Consider the following 24315-nt stretch of genomic DNA (forward strand, 5'->3'; position numbering starts at 1 on the left):
TCCTTAGCGCACACGCATGCGCGGTGCGGGCGTGCCGCGGCGCATGGTTTTGAGGAATTGCTCCAGTGGCGCGGGCGCAGCCACTTGCGGCAGCTCATCCTTGCCGGGGCGGTTGGCCCAGAATTCTTTCCAGCTCGGGAACAGGTCGTGGAAAGCACCGTGATAGGGCTCACGACCGGGCCAGCGCATCTTCATGTCGCCAATTGGCGGCTTGTTCAGATCGGTGGCATACCAGTAGCAGGGCAGACGGCGGCGGAAGAACCACTGACCGTCAATGCGCTCGTAGTCATCCCAATACAGCATCTGCATGATGACCCACTCGGCACCGCACTCATGCTCGTTTTTAGAATAGACCACGCCAGTGGCGTGATCCTTGTCCACAAACTCAATGATGTGCTGCCCAAGGTGGTGAGAAGTGCCCGTGAACTGGTCACGCAGCGTACTGTCTTGCCAAGCCATGAAATGATCACGCCCAATCTTCTCCTTGCCAACCTTGATATCGGGAGCAAATAGGTTGACGTGGGCATCCATGTCACGCATGTCCAGCGACAAAGAGTACTTGCCAGCCAGCTGACGAATCGCATCCAGCGACTCCAGTCGGTCGATACGATCTTCCAGCGTTTGTGGCCACTGATTCACGGGTTCACTCATCTTCAACTCTCTTTTACAACGCTGTCACCAGCACGGCAGAACGACCGCCATCCACAGGCAGCGAAGCACCGGTCACATAGCTGGCTTCATCGCTGGCCAAGAACAAAATGGCATTCGCCACCTCTACCGACTGACCCACACGACCCATAGGGATCAGCTTTTCCGTGGTCTGGCGCGAGGCGTCATCTGCCAACATGCCGGCAGTAGCTGGCGTTTCGATGACAGCAGGAATGATCACGTTGACGCGCACACCCGCAGCAGCGCCTTCAGCGGCTGCTGCGCGCGAGAAGTTAATCACCGCAGCCTTGGCTGCCGAGTAACCCGCCATATATGGCGTACCCAGCGTGCCGCAGATGGAGCTGAGGTTGATGATGGAGCCGCCGCCATTTTTCATCAGCTTCAATGCCGTGCGCGTACCCCAGAAAGTACCGTCAACCGATGTGCCAAAGTTGGCTTGCCAGTCTTGGGTCGACATGGCTTCAATGCCGCCCCAGGTATAGGCCATGGCGTTGTTGACCAGAATGTCCAGCTTGCCGTGTGCCTTGGCCGTTTGCTCCAGTGCGCCAACGATCTGAGCTTCAACGCCCACATCGGCCACAACCGCTTCAGCCTTGCCACCCGCAGCCTTGATCTTGGCCACCACTTCATCCAGTGCTTCCTTGCGGCGACCGCAAATCACCACTGTTGCACCCTCTTGGGCGAAACGCTCTGCTGTGGAAGCACCAATGCCGGAGCTACCACCAGTAACGAATGCCACTTTGCCTTCAAGACGCTTGCTCATATTCATACTCCTTACAGGAAGGCGCTGCCGCCGTTGACTGCCACGTTCTGACCGGTCACAAAACCGCTGTCATCGCTGGCCAGGAACACGGCCACCTTGGCGATGTCATCAGGCTCGGCCATGCGGCCCATGGGCACGCCGGCGATGATGGCATCAGCCCATTCCTTGGGAATGCCTTGCATCATGGGGGTGTTGGTAGGGCCGGGAACCAGGGTGTTCACACGAATGCCCTTGGGTGCCAGTTCTTTGGCCATGCCGCGGGTCAAGCCCATCATGGCGGCCTTGGAAGCGCAGTAATGCGCGGGGCCATCACCACTCACAGCTGAGGTGCTGGAGATATTGACGATGGTGCCGCCCTTGCCTTCTTGCATCTGCTTGACCGCAGCGCGCGCGCAGTAGAAAGCACCATTCAGGTTCACGCCAATCACGCGCGCCCAAGTTTCATCGGTGATGTCGGCAAACTGATCGACAGCGCCGGTGCCAGCGTTGTTCACCAGCACATCCACACCACCCAATTCATTTTTGATCTCTGCGAAAAACTGATCGACAGCAGCACTGTCAGCCACATTGACCGAACGGGCCACATGCTTGCCCGTTTTGCCTTCCAGAGTTTGCTTGGCGGACTCTACATTCAGGTCCACGGCCACCACGGTTGCGCCTTCATCGGCGAAACGTTGTGCAATCGCACGACCCATACCCTGACCAGCACCTGTGACTACCGCCACTTTTCCAGCTAAACGCATTGTTGTCTCCTTGTTGATCTGAAATCAAAACGTAGAGACAGCGTAAGAAAAAATGGGCGTCAGACCATCGTCCAACAAGACTAAGCAAATCAGCGTTGCTGCAAAATGAGTAGCAAACAGTGCAATTAGCTCAAAGAGATCTCGTACTTTTGAGCGTTAATAACGAAAAAAGCCAGAATTCCTAAGAATTCTGGCTTATCTGGAGGCGCGAACCAGAGTCGAACTGGTCTAACCGGATTTGCAATCCGGGGCATAACCGCTTTGCTATCGCGCCGTTATCACAAAAATCTGGAGCGGGAAAACGGGTTCGAACCGTCGACCTATACCTTGGCAAGGTATCGCTCTACCAACTGAGCTATTCCCGCAATTCAAAAAACTTTCGCTTTTTGATGCGAATCTGTATTGCTACAGATTCTAAAAATCTGGAGCGGGAAAACGGGTTCGAACCGTCGACCTATACCTTGGCAAGGTATCGCTCTACCAACTGAGCTATTCCCGCAATTCAAAAAACTTTCACCTTTTGATGCGAATCTGTATTGCTACAGATTCTAAAAATCTGGAGCGGGAAAACGGGTTCGAACCGTCGACCTATACCTTGGCAAGGTATCGCTCTACCAACTGAGCTATTCCCGCATTCAAAAAGGCTTTCACCTTTTGATGCGAATCTGCATTGCTACAGATTCAAAAATCTGGAGCGGGAAAACGGGTTCGAACCGTCGACCTATACCTTGGCAAGGTATCGCTCTACCAACTGAGCTATTCCCGCAAATCTACCGAAGCCCAACATTCTACAACGTTGTTTGCTGCGATGGATGAATTGTAGCGCAGTTCTGAGGACCCTCAGAAAAAACGCCACAATTTTCACAAAAACAAGCTTAGTGCTTGATGGCTGCCTCTGTAGGCTTGGCATCCGCAGCAGGAACTGCGGGCACTGCTTCCTCAAGCAAAGGCTCGGGCAAGCGCTCCAAAGCCACCTTGAGAACTTGATCAATCCATTTCACGGGAATGATCTCCAAACCGCTCTTCACGTTATCTGGAATGTCCTGCAAGTCTTTGGCATTCTCTTCAGGAATCAGAACCGTCTTGATACCACCGCGCAGAGCCGCCAGCAGCTTTTCCTTGAGGCCACCAATAGCCGTGACTTCACCACGCAGAGTAATTTCACCGGTCATGGCTACATCAGCGCGAACAGGAATGCCTGTGAGCGCAGAGACAAAAGCCGTAGTCATGGCTGCACCTGCGCTTGGGCCATCCTTGGGCGTTGCGCCATCAGGCACGTGTACGTGGATGTCCTTTTTCTCAAAGGCTTCATCCTTGATACCCAGCAAACGGGCGCGGCTGCGAACCACGGTGCGGGCCGCTTCCACGGATTCCTTCATCACATCGCCCAGCGAGCCGGTACGTGTAATGACACCCTTGCCAGGCATAGTTACCGCTTCAATGGTCAGCAAATCGCCGCCCACTTCAGTCCACGCCAGACCTACCACTTGGCCAACTTGGTTGTTGAGCTCAGCACGGCCATAGCTGTACTTGCGCACACCCAAATAGTCGGGCAGGTTGTCAGCCGTCACAACGACCTTGGGTTCGAGCTTTTTGAGCTGCAAACCTTTGACCACCTTGCGGCAAATTTTGGACAGTTCACGCTCTAACGAACGCACGCCTGCTTCACGGGTGTAGTAGCGCACGATGTCGCGAACGGCGGACTCAGTGACCTCTAGCTCATCATCCTTGACACCGTTGTTGGTGATCTGCTTGGGCAGCAGATAGCGCATGGCGATGTTTGTCTTTTCGTCTTCGGTGTAGCCCGACAGACGAATGACCTCCATACGATCGAGCAGCGCCGAAGGGATGTTCATGGAGTTGGAAGTCGCCACAAACATCACGTCTGACAAATCGAAGTCGACTTCCACATAGTGGTCGCCAAACTTGTTGTTCTGCTCGGGATCCAGCACTTCCAGCAAAGCGCTCGATGGATCGCCACGGAAGTCCATGCCTAGCTTGTCGATCTCGTCAAGCAAGAACAAAGGATTGCGCGTACCCACTTTTTCGAGGCTCTGCAGCACCTTGCCCGGCATAGCACCGATATAGGTGCGGCGGTGGCCACGAATTTCGGCTTCGTCACGCATGCCGCCCAGCGCCATACGAACGTACTTGCGACCCGTGGCCTTGGCAATGGACTGGCCCAGCGAGGTCTTACCCACACCAGGAGGACCTACCAAGCACAGGATGGGCGCCTTGACCTTGTCCACGCGCTGCTGCACTGCAAGATATTCAAGAATGCGGTCTTTAACCTTATCAAGGCCAAAGTGATCTTCGTTGAGCACTTCTTCGGCATTGGCCAGGTCATGCTTGATCTTGGTCTTTTTGGACCAAGGTAGACCCGTCAGCACTTCAATGTAGTTACGCACCACTGACGCTTCTGCCGACATGGGCGACATCAGCTTGAGCTTTTTGATCTCCGCTTCAGCCTTTTTGCGCGCCTCAGCAGGCATCTTGGCGAGCTTGATCTTTTTCTCAATCTCTTCGATGTCAGCGCCGTCTTCGCCCTCGCCCAACTCCTTTTGAATAGCCTTGACTTGCTCATTCAGATAGAAGTCGCGCTGGTTCTTTTCCATCTGGCGCTTGACGCGGCCACGGATACGCTTATCAACGTTGAGGATGTCTACCTCACGCTCGAGCTGCTCGAACAGGTTTTCCAGGCGCTCCTTGATATCCACCAAATCCAGCACGGCCTGCTTGCTCTCAAGCTTCAGAGGCAAGTGCGCAGCAATGGTGTCCACCAAACGACCGGCATCGTCAATGCTGGCGATGGAGGTCAGGATTTCCTGAGGAATTTTTTTGTTGAGTTTGACGTACTGATCAAACTGCTGAGTCACTGCACGGCGCAGCGCTTCGATTTCGCTTTGCGGATGTGCTTCTTCGCCAGCTGGCTCAACAGGCGTGACAGAGGCCGTGAAATGCGTTTCTTCGTCATTGATCAGCTTGACCATGGCACGCTGCTGACCTTCGACCAGCACTTTTACCGTGCCATCGGGCAGCTTGAGCATCTGCAAGATGGTGGACACGCAGCCCACAGCAAACATGTCTTCAGCAACGGGCTCATCTTTGGAGGCCGTTTTTTGCGCCACCAGCATAATGCGGCGGTCGCCTTCCATGGCCAGCTCCAGAGCCTTAATGCTCTTGGCACGCCCCACGAACAGGGGGATCACCATATGAGGGAACACAACCACATCGCGCAAAGGCAGCAGTGGCAGGTTCAGCTCAGTAGAAGGCAAAGGTTTTTTTGCAGACATAGATATCCTCGGTTTCTCAGCGAAAGATGGTTCGCCCACCGGTGTATTTCAACCCCTAGCGGCAAATTGTTTTTGCTTCGCTAAGGGCATTACCTTTCAGCCTGCGGCAGCAAAGCGGCGACTTTTCATCGCGCGCTTTACCTGCCAGCTATAGTATTAAGCCTTTTTGGCGGCTTCGCGGTAAACCAGCAATGGCTCTTTACCGTCTTCAATCGTGGCCTCTTCCACCACGACTTTTTCCACGTTCTCTGCGGTTGGCAGCTCGAACATGGTGCTGATCAGCGATTGCTCAACAATGGAGCGCAGGCCACGAGCACCCGTCTTGCGTGCCAGCGCCTTGCGGGCAATGGCTTTGAGGGCTGCAGGGCGGATTTCCAGCTCCACGCCTTCCATCGCCAGCAACTTGCTGTATTGCTTGACCAGAGCGTTCTTGGGCTCAGTCAAGATTTGCACCAGAGCTTCTTCGCTCAACTCAGCCAAGGCCGTCACCACAGGCATACGGCCAACCAGCTCGGGGATGATGCCGAACTTGATCAGATCTTCAGGCTCGATCTCCATGAAGATGTCCGAGACAGAACGCTGCTTCTTGCTTTTGACGACAGCGCCAAAGCCAATGCCCGAAGCTTCGGTACGGTTCTCGATGACTTTTTCCAGACCGGCAAACGCGCCGCTGCAAATAAACAGGATGTTGGTAGTATCGATCTGCAAAAAGTCCTGATTGGGATGCTTGCGACCACCTTGCGGGGGGATGCTGGCCATCGTGCCTTCAATCAGCTTGAGCAAAGCCTGCTGCACGCCCTCACCCGAGACATCACGCGTGATGCTGGGGTTTTCAGATTTGCGCGAAATCTTGTCAATTTCGTCAATATAGATAATGCCGCGCTGGGCGCGCTCAACATCATATTCGCAAGTTTGCAGCAGCTTTTGGATGATGTTTTCGACGTCTTCACCCACATAACCGGCTTCGGTCAGCGTGGTGGCATCGGCCATCACAAAAGGCACATTGAGCTGACGCGCCAGCGTTTGAGCCAGCAGCGTCTTACCCGAACCTGTGGGGCCAATCAGCAAAATATTGCTCTTGGTCAGCTCCACATCATCCTTGCCCGCTTTGTCTTTGTGATTAAGGCGCTTGTAGTGGTTGTACACCGCTACGGCCAGCGTACGCTTGGCCTGCTCTTGTCCGATCACATAGTTATCAAGATTTTTCTTGATATCTGCAGGCGTAGGCAGATCGCCACGACCTTCCTTGGCATCAACAGCAGGCTGTTCGTCGCGAATGATCTCATTGCACAAGTCGATGCACTCATCGCAGATGAACACAGACGGGCCAGCGATCAACTTTTTGACCTCGTGCTGACTTTTGCCGCAGAAGGTGCAAAACAAATTCTTTTCGGTGGAAGAGCCTTTTTTATCGGCCATGGGGGCTATGCCTCGTTACGAAAAAACGAAAAATTAATGATAACCAAAGACAAGGCGGCGCATGCCTTCAGGGACAAACGCCGCCGAGCAAGCTCTGACAGCTTTTCAAGCTGCTGTCAGAATTTTGATTAAAAATGCCTTGTAGTCCAATCGATGACTAGACTTGTTGCTAGCATTTTTTAAGAACGCTTGCTGATCACTTGATCAACCAGACCGTATTCCTTGGCCTCATCAGCTGCAAGGTAATAGTCGCGTTCTGTGTCACGCTGGATGCGCTCCAGCGGTTGACCTGTCTGCTCCGCCAAAATCTTGTTCAAGCGCTCGCGAGTCTTGAGGATTTCGCGGGCATGAATTTCAATTTCAGTGGCCTGACCCCGTGTACCGCCCAGAGGCTGGTGAATCATGACCTGAGCATTGGGCAGCGCAAAACGCTTGCCCTTGGCACCTGCGGACAACAGGAACGCGCCCATGCTCGCGGCCATGCCTGTACACAGCGTGGAGACATCCGGTTTGATGAAATTCATGGTGTCAAAAATCGCCATGCCTGCCGAGACGCTACCGCCTGGGGAGTTGATGTAGAAGGAAATATCCTTGTCAGGATTTTCGCTCTCAAGGAACAGCAACTGCGCAACGATCAAATTTGCACTCTGATCATTGACCTCACCGACCAGAAAAATCACGCGCTCTTTGAGCAGACGCGAGTAGATGTCGTAAGAGCGCTCACCGCGACCCGACTGTTCTACGACCATGGGAACCATGCCCAAACCCAGTGTATCCAATGCGCTCATGTTTTCTCCAGTGCTATGCGCCTACTGTAGCCGCATTCTGAAATGAAAATGGGGCTTGCGCGTAAAAGCACAAGCCCCGCTTTTCAACTTATCGGCACCCGCCTAGGGCAAGTACCAACAATAGGTCAACAGCGATTAAGCCTGACCCATCAGTTCGTCGAAGGACACAGCCTTGTCAGTGATCTTGGCCTTGGCCAGCACGAACTCGGTCACGTTGTTTTCGATCACAACGGCTTCCACTTCGGCCAGACGGTTGCGGTCGCCGAAGTACCAGCGCACCACGTCTTCAGGCTTTTCGTAGCTAGAAGCCAGCTCTTCCACGTGAGCCTTGATTTGCTCAGTGGTCGCTTGCAGTTCGTTGGTCTTGACCAGCTCAGCCACCACCAGGCCCAAACGCACGCGGCGCTCGGCTTGGGGCAAGAAGATGTCTTCAGGGATTTCAGCCTTAGCTGCATCCTTGATACCGCGCTGCTGCAGCTCGGCGCGAGCGCCTTCCAGCAGACGGCCCACTTCAGCTTGCACGGAAGCCTTAGGCAGATCCAGTTCAGCCACGGACACCAGAGCGTCCATCACGGCTTGCTTGTTACGGCCTTGAACGCGGAACTTCACTTCGCGCTCCAGGTTCTTCTTGATGTCTTCGCGCAGAGCGTCGACCGAGCCACCGTCCACACCCAGAGTCTTCACAAACTCGGCGTTCACTTCTGGCAGGTTAGCGGCTTCCACCTTCTTGACTGTCACCAGGAAGTCGGCAGTCTTGCCGGCCACGTCTTCACCGTGGTAGTCAGCGGGGAAAGCTAGGGGGAAAGTCTTGGACTCGCCAGCCTTCATGCCGCGGGTTGCGTCTTCGAATTCCTTGAGCATTTGGCCTTCGCCAACCAGGAATTGGAAAGCTTCAGCCTTGCCGCCGGAGAAAGTCTCGCCGTCGATCTTGCCTTCGAAGTCCACAGTCACGCGGTCGCCGTCCACAGCGGCTTCAGTCGCAGCGCGGTCCACGAAAGTGCGGCGCTGCTTGCGCAGAATGTCTACGGTCTTGTCGATAGCAGCGTCGTCCACTGTTGTGGACAGCTTTTCCACTTCAGCAGCAGTCAGATCACCGATCTTGACTTCAGGCATCACTTCGAAGACGGCTTCGAATTGAGCTTGGCCTTCAGCAGCGCCTTCTTTTTCAGAAATCGAAGGCTGGCCAGCAACGCGCAGACCGGCTTCGTTCACGGCGGCGGCAAAAGCCTCGCTCACCTTGTCGTTCAGCACTTCGTACTGAACAGCGTAGCCGTGGCGCTGGGCCACAACGCTCATGGGCACCTTACCAGGACGGAAACCGTCCATCTTCACAGTGCGCGCAACGTTCTTCAGACGTGCATCCACTTCAGACTGGATAGAAGACAGGGGCACGCTCAGCGTGATCTTGCGCTCGAGCTTTTCAAGAGTTTCAACGTTAACGGCCATGATTTTTCCTAAGAGGGATGAGGACCGTGCAGATTGCCAAGCAACCCGCACCGTATTGCGCAAAGTCACAGTGCGCGCACATCTTTCGTCATGCGGCACCACAAATTTTCCGAAGCCTGTCCCGGTAATGAGCCCAGCGTCTGGCGCGGGGCATTTGTACAAATCAGGAACAGGCGAAGCCGACCATTATAGCGAGCCGCTGCGTGGGCTCGACCATCGGGCCTAAGGGGTTTGCCTGAAAAAGCGGGGCAAGCGACATGAAGCGCAGCGCAGCAAAGAAAAAGCCCGCACCTTGTTTGAGGTGCGGGCTCTTGGCAGCCTGGCTGCCAGTATCTGGTGCGCGAGGCCGGACTCGAACCGGCACGGTGTTGCCACCGTCAGGACCTAAACCTGGTGCGTCTACCAATTTCGCCACCCGCGCGGTTGGTGATGCGTTAATTTACACACCACCGAGGTCAAGCCGCAGATTCTAGCTGCAAATTTGCGACCTGCAGCACAAATTTTGCATAGAGCAGCGAACACCACTTGATACGAGGCGGCGCAGCGACGCATCAAGATTCGTGCTCGCGCACTCTTAAACGGTTTCCTTTTTGATGCGGAATGCCGCTGCATACATCGCAGGCAGCGCCAGCAGTGTCAGAACCGTCGCCACAATCAAGCCGCCCATAATGGCAACCGCCATGGGCCCCCAAAACACGCTGCGCGACAGCGGAATCATGGCAAGCACCGCAGCAGCAGCCGTCAGCACAATGGGGCGCAGGCGGTGCACTGCCGCTTCCACGATGGCATCCCAAGCAGGCACGCCTTGGGCCCGGCCAGTCTCGATTTGGTCAATCAAGATGACAGAGTTGCGCTGAATCATGCCCATCAAGGCCACCACGCCCAACAGCGCCACAAAGCCAAACGGGCGGTCCAGCAGCAGCAAAGCCGCCGCCACTCCGGGCACACCCAGCGGGCCGGTGATGAATACCAGCAGCGAGCGGCTGACGCTGCGCAGTTGCAGCATGAGCAGTGTGAACGTCAAAAACAGTAGCACCGGGATGCCCGCAGCAATAGAGCCTGAGCCTTTGGAGCTTTCCTCTACCGCGCCCGCAACTTCAATGCGGTAAGCGGTGTCGCCTGCGGCATGCCAAGTCTCTTCCAGCTTGCGCAGCTCTGGCAGCAGTTCGCTGGTCACGGTTGCGCCTTGCAGGCCTTCGCGCACATCGCCTTGGACAGTGATGGCAAAGTTGCGCTTTTCGCGCCACATCACGCCCGGCTCCCAAGTCATGACAGGCTTGGCGATCTGGGTGAGCGGAATGGATTTGCCAGCATTTGTCGTCACATAAACGTTGGCGATGTCCGCAATGGCGTCCCGCTCTTGCTTGGGCTGGCGCATCACGATATCGATGAGCTTGTCGCCCTCGCGGAACTGGCCCACGGTGACGCCACTGAAATTCATGCCAGTGGCCTCCGCAATCGACTGACTGGTCACGCCCAAAGCGCGGGCTTTGTCTTGATCTACCTGCAGGCTAATGACCTTGATGGACTCATTCCAGTTGTCATTCACGCCACGCATATTTTCATTGGCACGCATGCGCTGCTTGACGTCATCCGCATAAGCGCGCAGCTTGGTGGAGTCAGTGCCCAGCACCCGAAACTGCACAGGGTATGGCACAGGTGGCCCGTTGGGCAGCAGCTTAGAGCGAGCCCGCACCTCCGGAAATTCCTCGGCCATCAGCGCTGGCAGCTTTTTGCGAATTTCTTCGCGCGCCTTCAAGTTTTTGGCCACCAAGATGAACTGAGAGACGTTGTTCTGCGGAAAGACCTGATCCAGCGGCAGATAAAAGCGCGGCGCGCCGGAGCCAATCCATTCGCTCACGGACTCCACGCCTTCCAGCTCTAAAAAGCGCTTTTCCACGCGCAGCGTAACTTCCTTGTTGGCGTGCAGGGCCGTGCCTTCGGGGAACCAAAGGTCCACCAATACCTCGGGGCGGCTGGAGTCGGGGAAGAACTGCTGCTGCACCTTGCCCATGCCCACCAAGCCCAGCACAAAGACCAGTACCGTGACGCCAATCGTCAACCAGCGGTGCAGCACGCACCAGTTCACCATGCGGCGAAAGCCGTTGTAAAACGGGGTATTGAACAACTCATGCTCGCTGGCATTGGTGTTGATGCCGGCCTCTTCAGCCGAGATCTCGCCAGACGCAACTTCAGGCGGCAGCGTGGCCGCATGAGGTGGTTTTTTGAGCAACAGCAAGCCCAAATAAGGCACAAAGTACACCGAAGCGACCCAACTGAGCACCAGCGCAATCACTGTGACTGCGAAGATGGCGAAGGTGTATTCACCCGTCATGGACTTGGCCATGCCGATAGGCAAAAAGCCCGCCGCCGTAATCAGCGTACCGGTCAACATGGGCTTGGCCGTAATTTCATAGGCGAAAGTGGCGGCGCGGTACTTGTCGTAGCCCTCTTCCATCTTGCGCACCATCATCTCTACCGAAATGATGGCGTCATCCACCAGCAAGCCCAGCGCAATGATGAGCGAGCCCAGCGATATCTTGTGCAAGCCGATATTCCAGTACCACATGGCCAAGAAGGTCGCAGCCAGCACCAGCGGAATGGTGATGCCCACAACCAAGCCGGGGCGCGGGTCGATATACCAGCGCTTCCACAGCGGGTGATGACCTTCGCGCTTGTGCAACCCCAGGCTCAAAAAGCTCACGGCCAGCACCACCACAATCGCTTCAACCAGCACCTGCAAAAACTCGCTCACTGAATTAGCCACCGCCTTAGGCTGGTTTTGCATATTGTTCAAGAACACACCCACAGGTAGGTTCTTGGCAATTTGATCGGTGGCCTTGGTCAACGCCTTGCCCAAGGCAATGATGTCGCCACCCTTGACCATGGAGACGCCCAAAGCAATCGTAGGCTCGCCTTGAAAGCGCACCATGGTGCCCGCCGGATCGGCATAGCCGCGGTGCACCTCGGCAATATCACCCAACCTGAACTGGGCTCCGCTAGGGCCAGCAATCGGCATAGCGCGCACTTGGTCGAGGTCGCTGAACTGCCCCTGCACGCGCAGCACAATCGTCTCGGCTGGCGTTTGCAGCGTACCGGCAGATGCCACGGCGTTTTGCTGGTTGAGCTGGTCTAGCACCAGCTTCAAATTCAGCCCCATTTGCGTGGCACGCGGCGAGAGTTCTACATAGACCTTTTCATCCTGCACACCAAACTGCTCAACTTTGGCCACATCGTGCACTTGCAGCAATTGCTGGCGCACATCGTCGGCCAGCGTCTTCAGTTCTGCATAGCTAAAACCTTTGGCTTGCAGTGCGTAGATCACACCATAAACATCGCCAAAATCATCATTAAAAAACGGCCCTTGCACGCCCTGCGGCAAGGTGTAGCGCATATCGCCTATTTTTTTGCGCACCGCGTACCAAAGCTGGGGCACCTCTTTAGGCGGTGAGTAATCTTTGACCTGAAAAATGACCTGCGACTCACCCGGCTTGGAGTAGCTGCTGATCTTGTCGGCGTAAGGCACCTCTTGCAGCGTGCGCTCTATCTTGTCTGTCACCTGCTGGGCGACCTGCTCAGCCGTAGCACCGGGCCAGTAGGTGCGAATGACCATGGCGCGGAAGGTAAACGGCGGATCCTCATCCTGCCCCAGCTGGAAAAAGGCCGCAAAGCCCAGCAGCATGAGCACGACCATGAAGTAACGCGTCAGCGCCACATGATCGAGCGCCCAACGGGATAAATTGAAATGCGCGCCGCCTGATTTCTTCTTTTCTGAGCCACTCATTTTCCTGCCTCCGCTGCGGCAGGAGTTGTCTTCACTTCTTGATTTGCTTCTACTTTAGGAGCTACAAGTCCACCATCCACCTTGACTTGAGGCTGTTTTTTCTCTAAATCTTCCGTAGGCTTGGCATACCTATCGCGATACACCGTAACCTTTTGCCCCGCCGTCAGCACATGCACGCCCGTGGCCACCACCTGCATACCCGATTGCAGACCCGAGGTAATCACCGCCTCATTGCCATCTGCCGACCCCACCTGCACCGGCTGCAGCTTGACGGAGCCAGTGGCCGCGTCATACAGCCATACCGCTGTGCCCTGACCCTTGCCACCGTCTTGGTACAAGGCCGTGGTGGGCAGCTTGATAACTTGGGCGCCCACATCACTCTTGCCCACCCCCATGCCTTCAGGCATGACCTCCACGGTCGAGCCCAGCGCAGGCAAGTCCGCGCCCTGCAAAGCTGCCTTGACCAAATAAGTACGCGTTGCAGGGTCGGCACTGGCGGCCACTTCTCGCACCCGCGCGTCGATCACGCGAGACTCATCTGACCAAGGGCGAACCTTCACCACTTGGCCGGGCTTGATGGCGCTGCGGCGGTCCTCGGGCACGTTAAACACAGCGTCGCGCGCACCATCCAAGGCAATGCGCACCACAGGCGTGCCCGCTGCAACCACCTGCCCGGGCTCGGCATCCACGCTGGTGACCACGCCATCGGCATCGGCCACTAGCTGGGTGTAGTTTTCTTGATTGGACTGGCTAGACAGCTGGGCCTTGGCTTGGTCAAGCGATGCCTGCGCGGCCTTCAGATTGGCCTCGTAGCGCTCCATCTCTGCAGAGCTGATGAAGTTTTGCGCGCGCAGGGTGCGAAAGCGTTTGGCATTGGCCTCGGCCAAATCACGCTGCGTGGTGGCTGCCGAGAGTTGTGCCCGCGCGGCATCTGCGCCCAGTTGGTAGTCACGCGCATCAAGCCTTGCCAGCACTTGACCGGCCTTGACATGCTGGCCCAGCTCCACCTGGCGCTGGGTGATCTTGCCTGCCACGCGAAAGCCTAGTCGAGACTCCACCTTGGCGCGCACATCGCCCGAATATTCTTGGGCGGACTCAATCACGGCCTCGCCCACCGCCACCAATTTAACGGCACGCACCGGCTCAGGCAGCGGCTCTTTCTTAGAGCAAGCCGATAACATGGCGGCAGCCGCAACAACGGACAAAGTCAGCAAAGGCGCTGCAGACTTGCGCAATGAAGACAGCACTGCAGGGCGACGATAGGGCGATACAGCCATGGTGTTCGAGACAGGTAAAAGTAGGGGAAAAGTGCAGCCACCTTGCAGGTCACCGCACCAAAGTCAGCGCAGATTGTGCATGCTCGTGCGTTTTTGCGCCGTCTTTTTAGCGACCAATTTTTTAGCCCCTAATTAACGACCAGTCGCAAGCGCTATTGCAGCGCAGGCCACAATACGAGCTGTGAACCATAAGCCCTCCGCAAGTCCCGCGCCTCAAGAGCCGGGCAGCATTACGCATTACGAAAATTTTCCCGTGGCATCGTGGCTGTGCCCGCCCCAGCTGCGCCCGCCCATCGCCGCCATTTATCACTTTGCGCGCACTGCCGATGATCTGGCCGACGAAGGTGACATCAGCACCGAGCAGCGCCTGCAGGCCCTGCAGCAGTACGGCAGCGATTTGCAAGCCATAGGCACAGCAGACCAGGCATCCATGCTGGCAAGCACCACTTGGCCCCAAGTGTTTGGCCCACTGGCCGCGCAAGTGCAGGCCCATCAGTTGCCCAAGCCTTTGCTGGCCGACCTGCTGAGCGCCTTTGAGCAAGACGTGCGCATGACCGGCGCTCAGACCCGTTACACCGACATGGCCCAGTTGCTGGACTATTGCCGCCGCTCGGCCAACCCCATTGGTCGGCTGCTGCTGCATCTGTATGGCGTAAACCACGCCAAGGCGCTGCACCAAAGCGATGCCGTTTGCACTGCCCTGCAACTCATCAACTTTTGGCAAGACTTGAGCCAAGACTTGCCCCGCCAGCGCCATTACCTGCCCGATGCGGACTTAGAGCGCCACGGCATTGCACGCAGCGCCATCCAACCCGTTGAAAGTGCCCTAACGCCAGAGCTGCAAACTTTGCTGGGCGAGCTCAACCGACAAGCCCGCAGCCTTATGGAGCATGGCGCACCTCTTGTACACCAGCTTCCCGGGCGCGCAGGCTGGGAGCTGCGACTGGTCGTGCAAGGCGGCCTGCGCATTTTGAGCAAGCTAGACGCCATGCAAGGGCGCAACCTTTACCAGCGCATCAAACTGGGCAAAAAAGATTTGCCCGCTATGCTCTGGCAAGCCGTCCTCATGCACGAATAAAATTCATGCCAAAACAGCCTCTAGTCATTGATTTACCTTGATGAGTAGCTATCAATTTAAAAAACCATCAAGCGTTTTGACCCGGCGCAAGCAGTGCATTGCACGCTTGCACTCGCCAAACACCTACAGCGTGTGACAATGCTCACCCTATGAATCCGGATCAGTACGTCCAAGACAAAGCAGCGTCCTCGGGCAGCAGCTTTTACTACGCCTTCCTCTTTTTGCCCAAAGAGCGCCGCGCCGCTATCACGGCTTTTTATGCCTTCTGCCGCGAAGTCGATGACGTGGTCGATGAGATCACCGACCCCGGCGTCGCCGCCACCAAGCTGGCATGGTGGAAAAGTGAAGTTCACAAAGGCTTTAGCGGCCAGTCCAGCCACCCCGTGATGCAGGCACTAATGCCCCACGCCACCACCTACGGCATTGAAGAGCGTCATCTGCAAGGCGTGATTGAAGGCTGCCAGATGGATCTGGACCAGACCCGTTATCTGGACTATCCTGGCCTGCAGCGCTACTGCCACTTGGTCGCTGGCGTGGTCGGCGAAGTCGCCGCGCGCATCTTTGGCCAGACCGACGAACGCACCACCGAATACGCCCACACGCTGGGCCAAGCGCTGCAGCTGACCAACATCCTGCGTGATGTGGGCGAAGACGCCATGCGCGGGCGCATCTACCTGCCCATCAGCGATTTGCAGCAGTTTGACGTGAAGGCGCACGAGATCACCAAACGCGAGTACTCAGACCGTTTTACCGCGCTGATGCGCTTTCAGGCCGAGCGTGCCCACGGTCTGTATGACAAGGCTTTTGCGCTACTGCCCGACGCTGACCGCCGCGCCCAAAAGCCCGGCTTGATGATGGCCAGCATCTACCGCACCTTGCTGCGCGAGATTGAGTCCGAGAACTTTCAAGTGCTGCACCAGCGCATCAGCCTCACGCCCCTGCGCAAGCTATGGCTGGTTTGGAAGATGCAAGCACTGGGCCGCATGTAAAGCATGGCCATGAAAGTTGCCATCGTCGGTGGCGGCTGGGCCGGCATGGCCGCCGCAGTACAGCTATCGCTGAGCGGCCACCAGCCCACGGTTTTTGAAGCCAGCCGCCAACTCGGCGGCCGCGGCCGCAATCTGGATTTGCCCGGCGGGATCAACGCCACTGTCACAGTCGACAACGGCCAGCACATTCTGATTGGCGCTTACGCCGAATGCCTGCGCCTGATGAAGGTGGTAGGCGTTGAGCCTGAAGCAGCCCTGCTGCGCAAACCACTGGCCATACGCTATGCCAACGGCAGCGGCATCCGCTTTCCCAAGTTACCCGCTCCGCTGGATGCTTTGGTCGGCATTGCCAGCGCCAGCGGCTGGTCACTGGGCGAACGCGCTGCCTTATTGACCCGCGCTGTGCGCTGGCGCTTGCAGGGCTTTCGCTGCGCAGATCAAGCTACCGTGGCCGATATTTGCAACGGCCTGCCCAAGCGTTTGCTGAATGAGTTCATTGAGCCGCTGTGCGTCTCAGCCTTGAACCTATCCGCCGCTCAGGCCAGCGGCAGCATATTTTTACGTGTGCTGCATGACTCGCTCTTTGCCGGCACCGGCGGCTCTCACTTTCTAGTGCCGCGCTGCGGTTTGGGCGATTTATTCCCTGTGCCCGCCGCGCAATGGCTGCAAAGCCGGGGCCACGCCGTGCATACGGCCAGCCGCATTCAAGAACTGACTGCTCAAGGCCAGCAATGGCTGCTGCGCACAAGCAACCAAGCCATTGCGAGCGAGCTAGAGCAAACGCGCTTTGATGCCGTACTGATGGCCTGCCCACCGCACGAGGCGGCACGCTTGGCACTTCTGGCCGCGGAAGATGAACGCCTGCCCGCCATTGACGGCGTGCACTATCAAAACTGGGCACAAACCGCGCAAGCTCTAGAGCACACGGCGATTGCTACGGTGTACGCCCGCACCAGCCACCGCCTTTGTGAAAATCTGCCTTGGCTGGCCCTGCAGAACAACAATCACCACGGCCAACAAATGCCCGCGCAGTTCGTGTTCGATCGCGGCCATCTGCACACCCAAGATGCCGCACAACAAGGGCTGATGGCCTTTGTCATCAGCGACTGCAGTACAGGCCACGATACCGACCGTGAAGCACTGCAGCATCAAGTGCTCGAGCAAGCCCGCCAACAACTGGGCTGGCAAGACATTGAAGCCGTGCAAACCGTCGTGGAAAAACGCGCCACCTTTGCCTGCAGGCCTGATGTGAAGCGCCCTGATATGAAACTAGGTCACGGTCTGTGGGCCTGCGGCGACTACATTGCTGGCGCCTACCCCGCCACACTGGAAGGCGCCGTGCGCAGCGGCATAGCGGCGGCGGATGAACTAGTCAAAGCAGACCAGAGCTAAGGCTCCAGGACGCTCGCTAGTTCACGACCTTCCCCCTGCGATCAGGGTATTCCTGATGCCTAAATAGTCCTGCTGCACCACGTTTGACAGGCGTTTGACAGCCATAGTTGCAAGCATTAAGTGAGAGCTTATTCCCAAGCCACATCACACCCAAGCAACGGAGACAACATGGCATCAACGTTCAACCAATCCACTAGTGAAGTTCTGGCCATCTCACGCCGCCACCTACTCTCGGGCGCAGGCGCGTTGGTTTGCAGCAGCTGGCTACCCAGCATTGCTCATGCATCGGGCGAGCAGTGGCCCAGCCGCCCCATTCGTTTTGTCGTGCCCTTCGCGCCCGGCGGCAGCTCTGAGATTGTGGCTCGCTCCACCGCTGCAGAGCTTTCAAAAACGCTAGGCCAAAACGTGTTTGTGGACAACAAGCCCGGCGCCGCAGGCAATATCGCCATGCAAGAAGTGGCACGCGCTGACGACCAAAGTACCGTCATCCTCGGCCATATCGGCACATTGGCCGTTAATCCGTACATTTTTGACAAGCTGTCCTGGGACCCAAAAAAGGACTTTGTTCCCGTCAGCCTGCTGGCCAAGGTGCCCAGCCTGTATGTGGTGCACCCCGACCTGCCCGTCAAGAACATAGCCGAGCTAGTGGCCTATGCCAAAAAGAATCCCGGCAAGCTCAGCTACGGCTCAGCCGGCAATGGCAGTGCAGGCCATTTGGCATTTGAATATCTGAAGATGACGGCCGACATCTTTATGCTGCACGTCCCCTATCGCGGCACTGGGCCCATGATGACCGACCTGCTCTCGGGCCGCCTTGATGCAGCCGCTGTAGGCGCTGCTGCGCTGCTGCCGTTTATCAAGGCTGGCAAGGTGCGGTGTATTGCCACCGGCTCGGCCAAACGCCTGCCGCAATTGCCCGATGTGCCGACGGTCGCCGAGCAAGGCTTCCCCGGCTTTGAGATGACGCAGTGGTACGGCATGCTGGCCCCATCCACCCTGCCCCGCGCCCATGTGGACAAACTCGCAGCAGAGTGTGCCAAGGCCGTCAAAGCCCCCGATGCCCTCAAGCGCCTGCAAGGCGATGCAGCAGAACCCATTGGCAGCACGCCAGAGCAATTCGCCCAGTTCATTGCGACCGAGCAAAACCGCTGGCAAAAAGTCTTGAAGCGCGCGCAAGTGAAGCCGAACTGACCCAAGCACACGGCACAGCACCGTTAGCGAGGAGGATCTCTTAATGCGGCGGCTGCTTGAATGAAAAAGCCCAGCGAATGCGCTTCGCTGGGTTTTCTTTAAGTGCTCAAAAACGGCTTACAGCCTTGAGTGAGGGTGTTCAGGAGTGAGTAAAAACTGCAGCTCCAGCACCTCCCAACACTCAACGGACCTATCGGCCTAGTGAACAAACAATGCAATCAAAATAATGATTGGAATGGGGATACCAAGGAAAAAAAGAAGGAGGGAGCGCATATCAGATCCTTTCGTGTTGAGCTAAAGAATTCGGCAAGCTAAACGCATTTACGCATCGCGGCGTTTACCACCCCAAGTGGCGCTCAAGCTGCCGACAAAAGCGCCAATCAACAGAGTCACGAAAAGCCAAATCATTGAATATGCAGCAGCCTTTCGTGCAGCCTCAGCTGTTTGTTTTGCTTGCTCTTCAACTTCTTTGGCTTTCTGCTTTGCTTGCTCCAGCTGCTGCTGAAGCTGCGCAAAAGTTTTTTGCACCTTTTCCTGAGCTTGAGCCGTTGTCAAGTTGGTCCGCTGTGAAATCAGTTCAGCCAGATATTGAGAGTCTTCGTCAGACATCTTTCCTGCCTGCATCGAATGGACGAAAATTCCAGTCACTTCTTTGGTTGCATCCGCAGCAGAACTAGCCTTTTGAGCGGCCTGATTGACATCGCCCTTAACTTGATCCTTTTGCGCATCAGTCAAGCCACCATTACGAAACAGGCTGCTCATTAAATAGCTCAAACTGTCTGTCGATGAGTGATCTCCTTTGCCTGCATTCGCACCAGCTGCACCTGCCGCACCCGAGGCAACTGCCGAAACAACTGAGCCGGCTGCACCACCCAAAGCACTAGCTGCACCGCCCACAACACTTGAGGCTCCTGATACGACGGCACCCGCAGCTTTAGCTGTACCGGTAATGGCACTGCCAGCGACCGAACCCATCAAGGCAAACATTAATAGCGTTGCAAGTCCCCATGACAAAAAGCCGTGAGCCGTATCTCGAAAATACACTTCATCGGTGTGAATGCCTTGCCATCTCGTGCGCAAGCGTCCAGCAATATAGCCACCCATACCGGCTGAAGCGAGTTGCGTAAATACGATCCACGCGATGGCAGTCCAACCCACAGCTTCTCCATCAGCGCCTTTACTCGACCACACTGAGACGGAAGAAAGCCCCAAGCCAATTCCTAAAATAAAAAGTAGCAGTGACAACACGGCTGCGGCAAGTGCTCCCGCAAATATCGCTGCCCAAGAAACACCGCTCGCATAAGCTGCTCCCGAAGAGGGAGCAACACGTTCTTCAGCAAGATATGTACTAGTGACCATGATGAAACTTCCATTTATGGTTGGAAAATTCATCTTTTGCTTTTTTCAACGCATGGGCTGTAAGAAAACTTAACCTTCACACCGCCTATCTATGCCGTGCGAACGTAAGCCAAAAAGCCCATAAATGGGAGGCACTTTCAAGTCAATTTTTTGATGTACAGGCGCACTGAAACTTGCTGTTGTGCTTGAGTTGTGCTTGAGTTGTGCCTGATTCAGCGCGGTAAATCTCAGCGGTTTCTGCGCAGACCTGTAGGGTGAATTCGCGCATATACACCTACAAAATTGGCCACTCGTCAGCCAACTATTTTGTAGCTTCTGCTGGCAGAATTTTTTATCGGCACTCACTTGAAGTGCGCTATGGCAACGTCCCTGCGAAGCTCAACGCCCCTCTATCCACCACTGAATGACCATCTTGGCCAAGTAGCCCACAAAGCCCACGCCCAGTCCGAGAAAAATCACAAAAGTGCCGAACTTACCTGCCTTGGACTGGCGCGCCAGTTGCAAGATGATGAACAGCATGAACAAGATGAAAGCACCCACGCCCCAAGTCAGAAAAAACTGGGCGACCTGCTCTTCCGTATATCCAAATATCACGACAACTCAATCCTTACAGCCTTGCTAAAAACCCAGCCTACGGCGCTCAAGCGGCGGGCGCTATAACGTCATCTCTGGCCGCAAATGCCGATGCATCCACCAAGTCCCGGTAGGCATGCCAGCTGGCATGTCCTAGCAAGGGCATCACAAACAACAACCCCAGCAAATAGCTGCCAAGGCCTAGCAAAGTCAACAACACAATCAGCGCGGCCCACAAAGCCATAGGGCCGGAGTTTGCCAAAACCACGGACCAGCTGGTCAACACGGCTTGGCGCACGGTCACTCGCCTGTCCAGCATCAGCGGCATGGCAACGATGCTGGAGGCAAAAATAGGCGCCGCTAAAAAGCTACCCAAAGCGAGCCACTGCATAAACAGCTGCCCGTCTTTTGCCAGCACCACATGCGCAATAAAGTCTTGCAGTGTGGCGACGGGCACGGGCGACATCACCGTTATCAGCGATGCTGATATCAGCACCCAACCCGTAGCAGCCAGCGCCAGCAGTGCACCAAACCGCACCATGCACCAGTACCCGCCCTGAGCCGAAAAACGCCCGCTTTGCCATTGCGTCCAAGTGCGGCGAATCAGGCTCCGGTTCGCGGCTTCACCGCGCTCAATGGCTCGGCTCATGGCATAGAGGCTGGTTGCCACCAAGGGACCCACAACCAAGAAGCCAGACAAGGCCCCTGCCATCAACCAAAAACGATTGTGCCCCACGCTCAAGATGGCAAACCCGATCAAGATCAAGAAAAGGCCATGCATCAAGCTCAATAACGGCGCTTGCTTGATGTCACTGAACGCTTTGGAAAGCCACACCAATGGCTGGCTCCAAGCAATGGTGTGCACCGGTGCCAAAGGTGGCGTGGTGAAAAGACAGGCACTTTGGCAGCTAGGCATGGGCAATTCCTATTCGCCGACCTGCGCTCATTTTTGTGCGTCAGGTCAACAATCTGCCAGCCCTTGGCACAACTGCCGCAGGCTGGCTACGGTGACATGGGGTTCAGCCCCTGCATGGGGCCATGCTAGCTGCTCGCGATTGAGCCATACCGCGTGCATACCCGCAGCCATAGCCCCTTGCACATCCAGCTGCGCATCGTCACCAATGTGCAGCACATGCTCTGGCGCCACACCCACGGCATCAGCTGCTACTTGGAAAAAACGCACATCAGGCTTGGCCATACCCGCGCCGCTGGCTGATAACGATGCTTTGAAGTGCTGACCAATGCCCACCACATTCACATCGGCATTGCCGTTACTCAAAGCCACCACCGGCCAGCGCTGCGAGAAAAATTCCAGCGCGGGGAGCGCATCGTCAAACAAATCCACGCGCTGGCGTGCGGTGAAGAATTCAGCAAACGCAGGCTCAGCAAGGGCTGGGTCATCACCCGCGCGCGTCAGCGCCAGCCGAATCGATTCGCGGCGCAGGCCACTCAAGTCGCCTTTTAAGTCTGGGCGCAGGCACTCCACCTCAAGGCGCAGAGCGCGCACCGTCGCGGTATCGCCCAGTTTTTGAGCGGTGCTGGGCGCATGTTGACTCAACCAGTTCAACAAAACGCCTTCAGCTTTGGCAATCGTGGGCCAAATAGGCCATAGCGTGTCATCCAGATCAAGACTGATGGCGCGAATTTTGCCGCTGGCGCGCAGTTGCTGCAACGTCGCTATGGCTGGGTGAATAGTGTCTTTGGCATGCATGCAGCAAGGATAGCGGCAGTTCAATGGGGGAGTTCAAAGGCAAAGTTCAAAGGCGCAAAGCTGCCGTACCTCTTCTTAGCTGACACAATTGCGCCATGCCTTCACGCTTTGCGCCCGAACCCAGCTTCCGCCACGATCAATCCGCCCGCACCGGCATTTTGCTGTGCAACCTGGGCACGCCCGATGCGCCCACCGCAGCAGCAGTGCGGCCGTATCTGGCGCAGTTCCTCAGCGATGACCGCGTGGTCGAGATCCCAAAACTCGCCTGGTGGCCGATTTTGCACGGCATCATCTTGCGCACGCGCCCGGCCAAGTCGGCCGCCAAGTACGCCACGGTCTGGCATGAAAAAGACGGCTCCCCCTTGCTGCACTGGACCACGCGCCAAGCCACGCTGCTGCGCGGCTGGCTGGGCGAGCGCGGCCACAACCTGCATGTGCTGCCAGCTATGCGCTATGGCAAGCCCTCCATCCCTGCGCAATTGGATGCCCTGAAGAAAGAAGGCTGCACGCGCATTCTGATTTTGCCGCTGTACCCGCAATACTCGGGCACGACCACGGCCAGCGTGTTTGATGCGGTGTATGACTGGGCCAAAACCCAGCGCCATATTCCAGAGCTGCGTTTTGTGAACCGCTATCACGACGATGCCGGCTACATCGAAGCACTGGCCCAGCGGATCGAGCACCACTGGCGCGGCCACGGCCGGGGCGAAAAACTGGTGATGAGCTTTCACGGCGTGCCCGAGCGCACGCTGCACTTAGGCGACCCGTACCACTGCGAATCACACAAAACAGCACGCCTGCTGGCTGATCGGCTGCAGCTCAACGCCGATCAATACCTGGTCACCTTCCAGTCGCGCTTTGGCAAGGCCAAGTGGCTTGAGCCCTATACCGAGCCTTCGCTGATTGCCATGGCCAAGGCCGGCACCCAGCGCGTCGATGTGGTCTGCCCCGGCTTTACCGGCGACTGCCTTGAGACGCTGGAAGAAATCAAGCAAGAGGCACGCGAAGCCTTTTTGCATGCGGGCGGCAAACAGTTTGAATACATCGACTGCTTAAACGACAGCGCACCGTGGATGACGGCTCTTAGCGATATTGCCCAGCGCCATATGCAAGGCTGGCCCACCCAGCGCGAAGATGAGGCTGAGCTCCAACGTAGGGCGCAACGCGCCAAAGCAACGGGCGCTCAGCAGTAATTCGTTGCGGCATTTAGAGGCTTACCGAGTCAGGCAAGCCCGCCTCAGCAAGCCGCCCTGCGCAGTCACTCCCATCACTTCAGCAACTCATGCGCTCTCTTTTTACTGCTGCGGCTCTGGCCGCGACGCTTACCGGATGTCTGCCGCAAGAGCCCAAGTCGTCCCCACAGACCACGCCGACGCTGCCTGTGACGCAGTCCGTCGCCGAAGAATCCCCCAGCACGCCATCTCCAAGGCCGCCAGACTACGAAGAAACACCGCAGCCTGACTCCATCAGCCCGGATACGTCCGTATCGCAGGCTTCAGGGTACGCCGAAGCAGCAGAGGTGCAAGATCCCCATGCCGAGAGCGAACAGCCTTGGCTGGAAGATGGCAACCCGGTCACCATCACGCTAAAGCGCCCCTACGCCTACGGTGTGCAGGACTACATCATGATCATTCGCTCACGGGCCGATCTGCTGACTGTGAACAGTTTTGAGATCAACCGAGGCAATTGCCAGCACTCGGATCCTCACAAAGTGATGGTTCCAGTGGACATGCCCTTTGAGCTGAAGTTTGGACAGTCCAAAAAGATTCGCGTTCTGTGCGACAAGGTGATCGAAGTGACGATCGACACCCAGTTTGGCTCATACAAACTATCCGAATAG

The 24315-nt window shown here is 56.5% G+C and carries 19 protein-coding genes and 6 tRNA genes; 6 read left to right on the forward strand and 19 right to left on the reverse strand.

Annotated features, from left to right (window positions below; all coding sequences use genetic code 11):
- Positions 1–3 precede the first annotated feature (3 nt).
- The 15 genes from KUF54_RS10500 to KUF54_RS10570 all read right to left on the reverse strand — a co-directional run bounded on the left by KUF54_RS10500 (position 4) and on the right by KUF54_RS10570 (position 14086).
- On the reverse strand, positions 4–651 hold the full coding sequence (locus KUF54_RS10500) for a nuclear transport factor 2 family protein (RefSeq protein WP_219342799.1): 648 nt from the start codon (positions 649–651) through the stop codon (positions 4–6).
- 13 nt (positions 652–664) lie between these two features.
- Positions 665–1432 (reverse strand): SDR family NAD(P)-dependent oxidoreductase, encoded by a 768-nt coding sequence (locus KUF54_RS10505; RefSeq protein WP_219342800.1) that lies wholly within the window; start codon positions 1430–1432, stop codon positions 665–667.
- Between the two features lie 11 nt (positions 1433–1443).
- Entirely contained in the window at positions 1444–2175 is a 732-nt protein-coding gene (locus KUF54_RS10510; protein ID WP_219342801.1) for an SDR family NAD(P)-dependent oxidoreductase, read from the reverse strand.
- 200 nt (positions 2176–2375) lie between these two features.
- Positions 2376–2449 (reverse strand) — tRNA-Cys (locus KUF54_RS10515).
- 15 nt (positions 2450–2464) lie between these two features.
- Positions 2465–2540: transfer RNA gene (locus KUF54_RS10520), tRNA-Gly, on the reverse strand.
- Between the two features lie 58 nt (positions 2541–2598).
- Positions 2599–2674: transfer RNA gene (locus tag KUF54_RS10525), tRNA-Gly, on the reverse strand.
- Between the two features lie 58 nt (positions 2675–2732).
- Positions 2733–2808, reverse strand: a tRNA-Gly gene (locus KUF54_RS10530).
- Between the two features lie 57 nt (positions 2809–2865).
- Positions 2866–2941 (reverse strand) — tRNA-Gly (locus tag KUF54_RS10535).
- Positions 2942–3050: 109 nt separating this feature from the next.
- On the reverse strand, positions 3051–5468 hold the full coding sequence (gene lon / locus KUF54_RS10540) for an endopeptidase La (protein WP_219342802.1): 2418 nt from the start codon (positions 5466–5468) through the stop codon (positions 3051–3053).
- A gap of 156 nt (positions 5469–5624) precedes the next feature.
- Complete coding sequence (clpX, locus tag KUF54_RS10545) at positions 5625–6887, reverse strand: ATP-dependent Clp protease ATP-binding subunit ClpX (protein ID WP_219342803.1); 1263 nt, start codon at positions 6885–6887, stop codon at positions 5625–5627.
- A 179-nt stretch (positions 6888–7066) separates the two neighbouring features.
- Positions 7067–7675 carry an ATP-dependent Clp endopeptidase proteolytic subunit ClpP gene (clpP, locus tag KUF54_RS10550; RefSeq protein WP_304518279.1) on the reverse strand — a complete coding sequence of 203 codons (609 nt, stop codon included), beginning with the start codon at positions 7673–7675 and terminating at the stop codon, positions 7067–7069.
- Positions 7676–7810: 135 nt separating this feature from the next.
- Entirely contained in the window at positions 7811–9121 is a 1311-nt protein-coding gene (gene tig / locus KUF54_RS10555) for a trigger factor (RefSeq protein ID WP_219342804.1), read from the reverse strand.
- Positions 9122–9455: 334 nt separating this feature from the next.
- Positions 9456–9542: transfer RNA gene (locus KUF54_RS10560), tRNA-Leu, on the reverse strand.
- A gap of 153 nt (positions 9543–9695) precedes the next feature.
- Positions 9696–12905, reverse strand: a complete 3210-nt coding sequence (locus tag KUF54_RS10565) for an efflux RND transporter permease subunit (protein ID WP_219342805.1) — start codon at positions 12903–12905, stop codon at positions 9696–9698.
- Positions 12902–14086, reverse strand: a complete 1185-nt coding sequence (locus KUF54_RS10570) for an efflux RND transporter periplasmic adaptor subunit (protein ID WP_255576441.1) — start codon at positions 14084–14086, stop codon at positions 12902–12904. The genes KUF54_RS10565 and KUF54_RS10570 overlap by 4 nt, the downstream gene beginning before the upstream one ends.
- Before the next feature lie 277 nt (positions 14087–14363).
- On the opposite strand from KUF54_RS10570, the gene hpnC reads away from it, so the two are divergent.
- From hpnC to KUF54_RS10590, 4 genes are all read left to right on the forward strand, one after another.
- Positions 14364–15260: a squalene synthase HpnC gene (gene hpnC, locus KUF54_RS10575; RefSeq protein WP_219342807.1), complete on the forward strand. Its 897-nt coding sequence runs from the start codon at positions 14364–14366 to the stop codon at positions 15258–15260.
- Positions 15261–15409: 149 nt separating this feature from the next.
- On the forward strand, positions 15410–16249 hold the full coding sequence (gene hpnD / locus KUF54_RS10580; RefSeq protein WP_219342808.1) for a presqualene diphosphate synthase HpnD: 840 nt from the start codon (positions 15410–15412) through the stop codon (positions 16247–16249).
- Between the two features lie 9 nt (positions 16250–16258).
- A complete protein-coding gene (hpnE, locus tag KUF54_RS10585) occupies positions 16259–17641 on the forward strand; it encodes a hydroxysqualene dehydroxylase HpnE (protein ID WP_219346363.1) in 1383 nt (460 codons plus the stop codon).
- A gap of 168 nt (positions 17642–17809) precedes the next feature.
- Positions 17810–18832, forward strand: a complete 1023-nt coding sequence (locus tag KUF54_RS10590) for a tripartite tricarboxylate transporter substrate binding protein (protein ID WP_219342809.1) — start codon at positions 17810–17812, stop codon at positions 18830–18832.
- Between the two features lie 321 nt (positions 18833–19153).
- Here KUF54_RS10590 and KUF54_RS10595 read toward each other — a convergent pair whose 3' ends face one another.
- From KUF54_RS10595 to KUF54_RS10610, 4 genes are all read right to left on the reverse strand, one after another.
- Positions 19154–20224 carry a hypothetical protein gene (locus KUF54_RS10595; protein ID WP_219342810.1) on the reverse strand — a complete coding sequence of 357 codons (1071 nt, stop codon included), beginning with the start codon at positions 20222–20224 and terminating at the stop codon, positions 19154–19156.
- A 345-nt stretch (positions 20225–20569) separates the two neighbouring features.
- The gene (locus KUF54_RS10600; RefSeq protein WP_219342811.1) at positions 20570–20785 is read right to left on the reverse strand and encodes a DUF2788 domain-containing protein; all 216 of its coding nucleotides are present in this window, start codon (positions 20783–20785) and stop codon (positions 20570–20572) included.
- Between the two features lie 46 nt (positions 20786–20831).
- Positions 20832–21680 carry a DUF2189 domain-containing protein gene (locus KUF54_RS10605; RefSeq protein ID WP_219342812.1) on the reverse strand — a complete coding sequence of 283 codons (849 nt, stop codon included), beginning with the start codon at positions 21678–21680 and terminating at the stop codon, positions 20832–20834.
- A 45-nt stretch (positions 21681–21725) separates the two neighbouring features.
- Positions 21726–22475 carry an HAD family hydrolase gene (locus KUF54_RS10610; RefSeq protein WP_219342813.1) on the reverse strand — a complete coding sequence of 250 codons (750 nt, stop codon included), beginning with the start codon at positions 22473–22475 and terminating at the stop codon, positions 21726–21728.
- Between the two features lie 95 nt (positions 22476–22570).
- Between KUF54_RS10610 and hemH the strand changes: the two genes are divergently transcribed.
- Both hemH and KUF54_RS10620 read left to right on the forward strand, forming a co-directional pair.
- Entirely contained in the window at positions 22571–23668 is a 1098-nt protein-coding gene (hemH, locus tag KUF54_RS10615; protein WP_219342814.1) for a ferrochelatase, read from the forward strand.
- A gap of 89 nt (positions 23669–23757) precedes the next feature.
- Positions 23758–24315 carry a hypothetical protein gene (locus KUF54_RS10620; RefSeq protein ID WP_219342815.1) on the forward strand — a complete coding sequence of 186 codons (558 nt, stop codon included), beginning with the start codon at positions 23758–23760 and terminating at the stop codon, positions 24313–24315.

Origin of the sequence: Comamonas sp. Y33R10-2, from assembly GCF_019355935.1 — a bacterium.
Taxonomy (GTDB): domain Bacteria; phylum Pseudomonadota; class Gammaproteobacteria; order Burkholderiales; family Burkholderiaceae_C; genus Comamonas.

Bases quoted from the DNA above. Each gene is read 5' to 3' on its own strand.
- KUF54_RS10590 (WP_219342809.1), top strand. From the start codon at position 17,810: ATGGCATCAACGTTCAACCAATCCACTAGTGAAGTTCTGGCCATCTCA.
- KUF54_RS10610 (WP_219342813.1), bottom strand. From the start codon at position 22,475: ATGCATGCCAAAGACACTATTCACCCAGCCATAGCGACGTTGCAGCAA.
- hemH (WP_219342814.1), top strand. From the start codon at position 22,571: ATGCCTTCACGCTTTGCGCCCGAACCCAGCTTCCGCCACGATCAATCC.
- hpnE (WP_219346363.1), top strand. From the start codon at position 16,259: ATGAAAGTTGCCATCGTCGGTGGCGGCTGGGCCGGCATGGCCGCCGCA.
- KUF54_RS10505 (WP_219342800.1), bottom strand. From the start codon at position 1,432: ATGAGCAAGCGTCTTGAAGGCAAAGTGGCATTCGTTACTGGTGGTAGC.
- tig (WP_219342804.1), bottom strand. From the start codon at position 9,121: ATGGCCGTTAACGTTGAAACTCTTGAAAAGCTCGAGCGCAAGATCACG.
- KUF54_RS10500 (WP_219342799.1), bottom strand. From the start codon at position 651: ATGAGTGAACCCGTGAATCAGTGGCCACAAACGCTGGAAGATCGTATC.
- KUF54_RS10605 (WP_219342812.1), bottom strand. From the start codon at position 21,680: ATGCCTAGCTGCCAAAGTGCCTGTCTTTTCACCACGCCACCTTTGGCA.
- KUF54_RS10565 (WP_219342805.1), bottom strand. From the start codon at position 12,905: ATGAGTGGCTCAGAAAAGAAGAAATCAGGCGGCGCGCATTTCAATTTA.
- KUF54_RS10570 (WP_255576441.1), bottom strand. From the start codon at position 14,086: ATGTTATCGGCTTGCTCTAAGAAAGAGCCGCTGCCTGAGCCGGTGCGT.
- clpX (WP_219342803.1), bottom strand. From the start codon at position 6,887: ATGGCCGATAAAAAAGGCTCTTCCACCGAAAAGAATTTGTTTTGCACC.
- KUF54_RS10620 (WP_219342815.1), top strand. From the start codon at position 23,758: ATGCGCTCTCTTTTTACTGCTGCGGCTCTGGCCGCGACGCTTACCGGA.
- clpP (WP_304518279.1), bottom strand. From the start codon at position 7,675: ATGAGCGCATTGGATACACTGGGTTTGGGCATGGTTCCCATGGTCGTA.
- KUF54_RS10510 (WP_219342801.1), bottom strand. From the start codon at position 2,175: ATGCGTTTAGCTGGAAAAGTGGCGGTAGTCACAGGTGCTGGTCAGGGT.
- KUF54_RS10595 (WP_219342810.1), bottom strand. From the start codon at position 20,224: ATGAATTTTCCAACCATAAATGGAAGTTTCATCATGGTCACTAGTACA.
- hpnD (WP_219342808.1), top strand. From the start codon at position 15,410: ATGAATCCGGATCAGTACGTCCAAGACAAAGCAGCGTCCTCGGGCAGC.
- lon (WP_219342802.1), bottom strand. From the start codon at position 5,468: ATGTCTGCAAAAAAACCTTTGCCTTCTACTGAGCTGAACCTGCCACTG.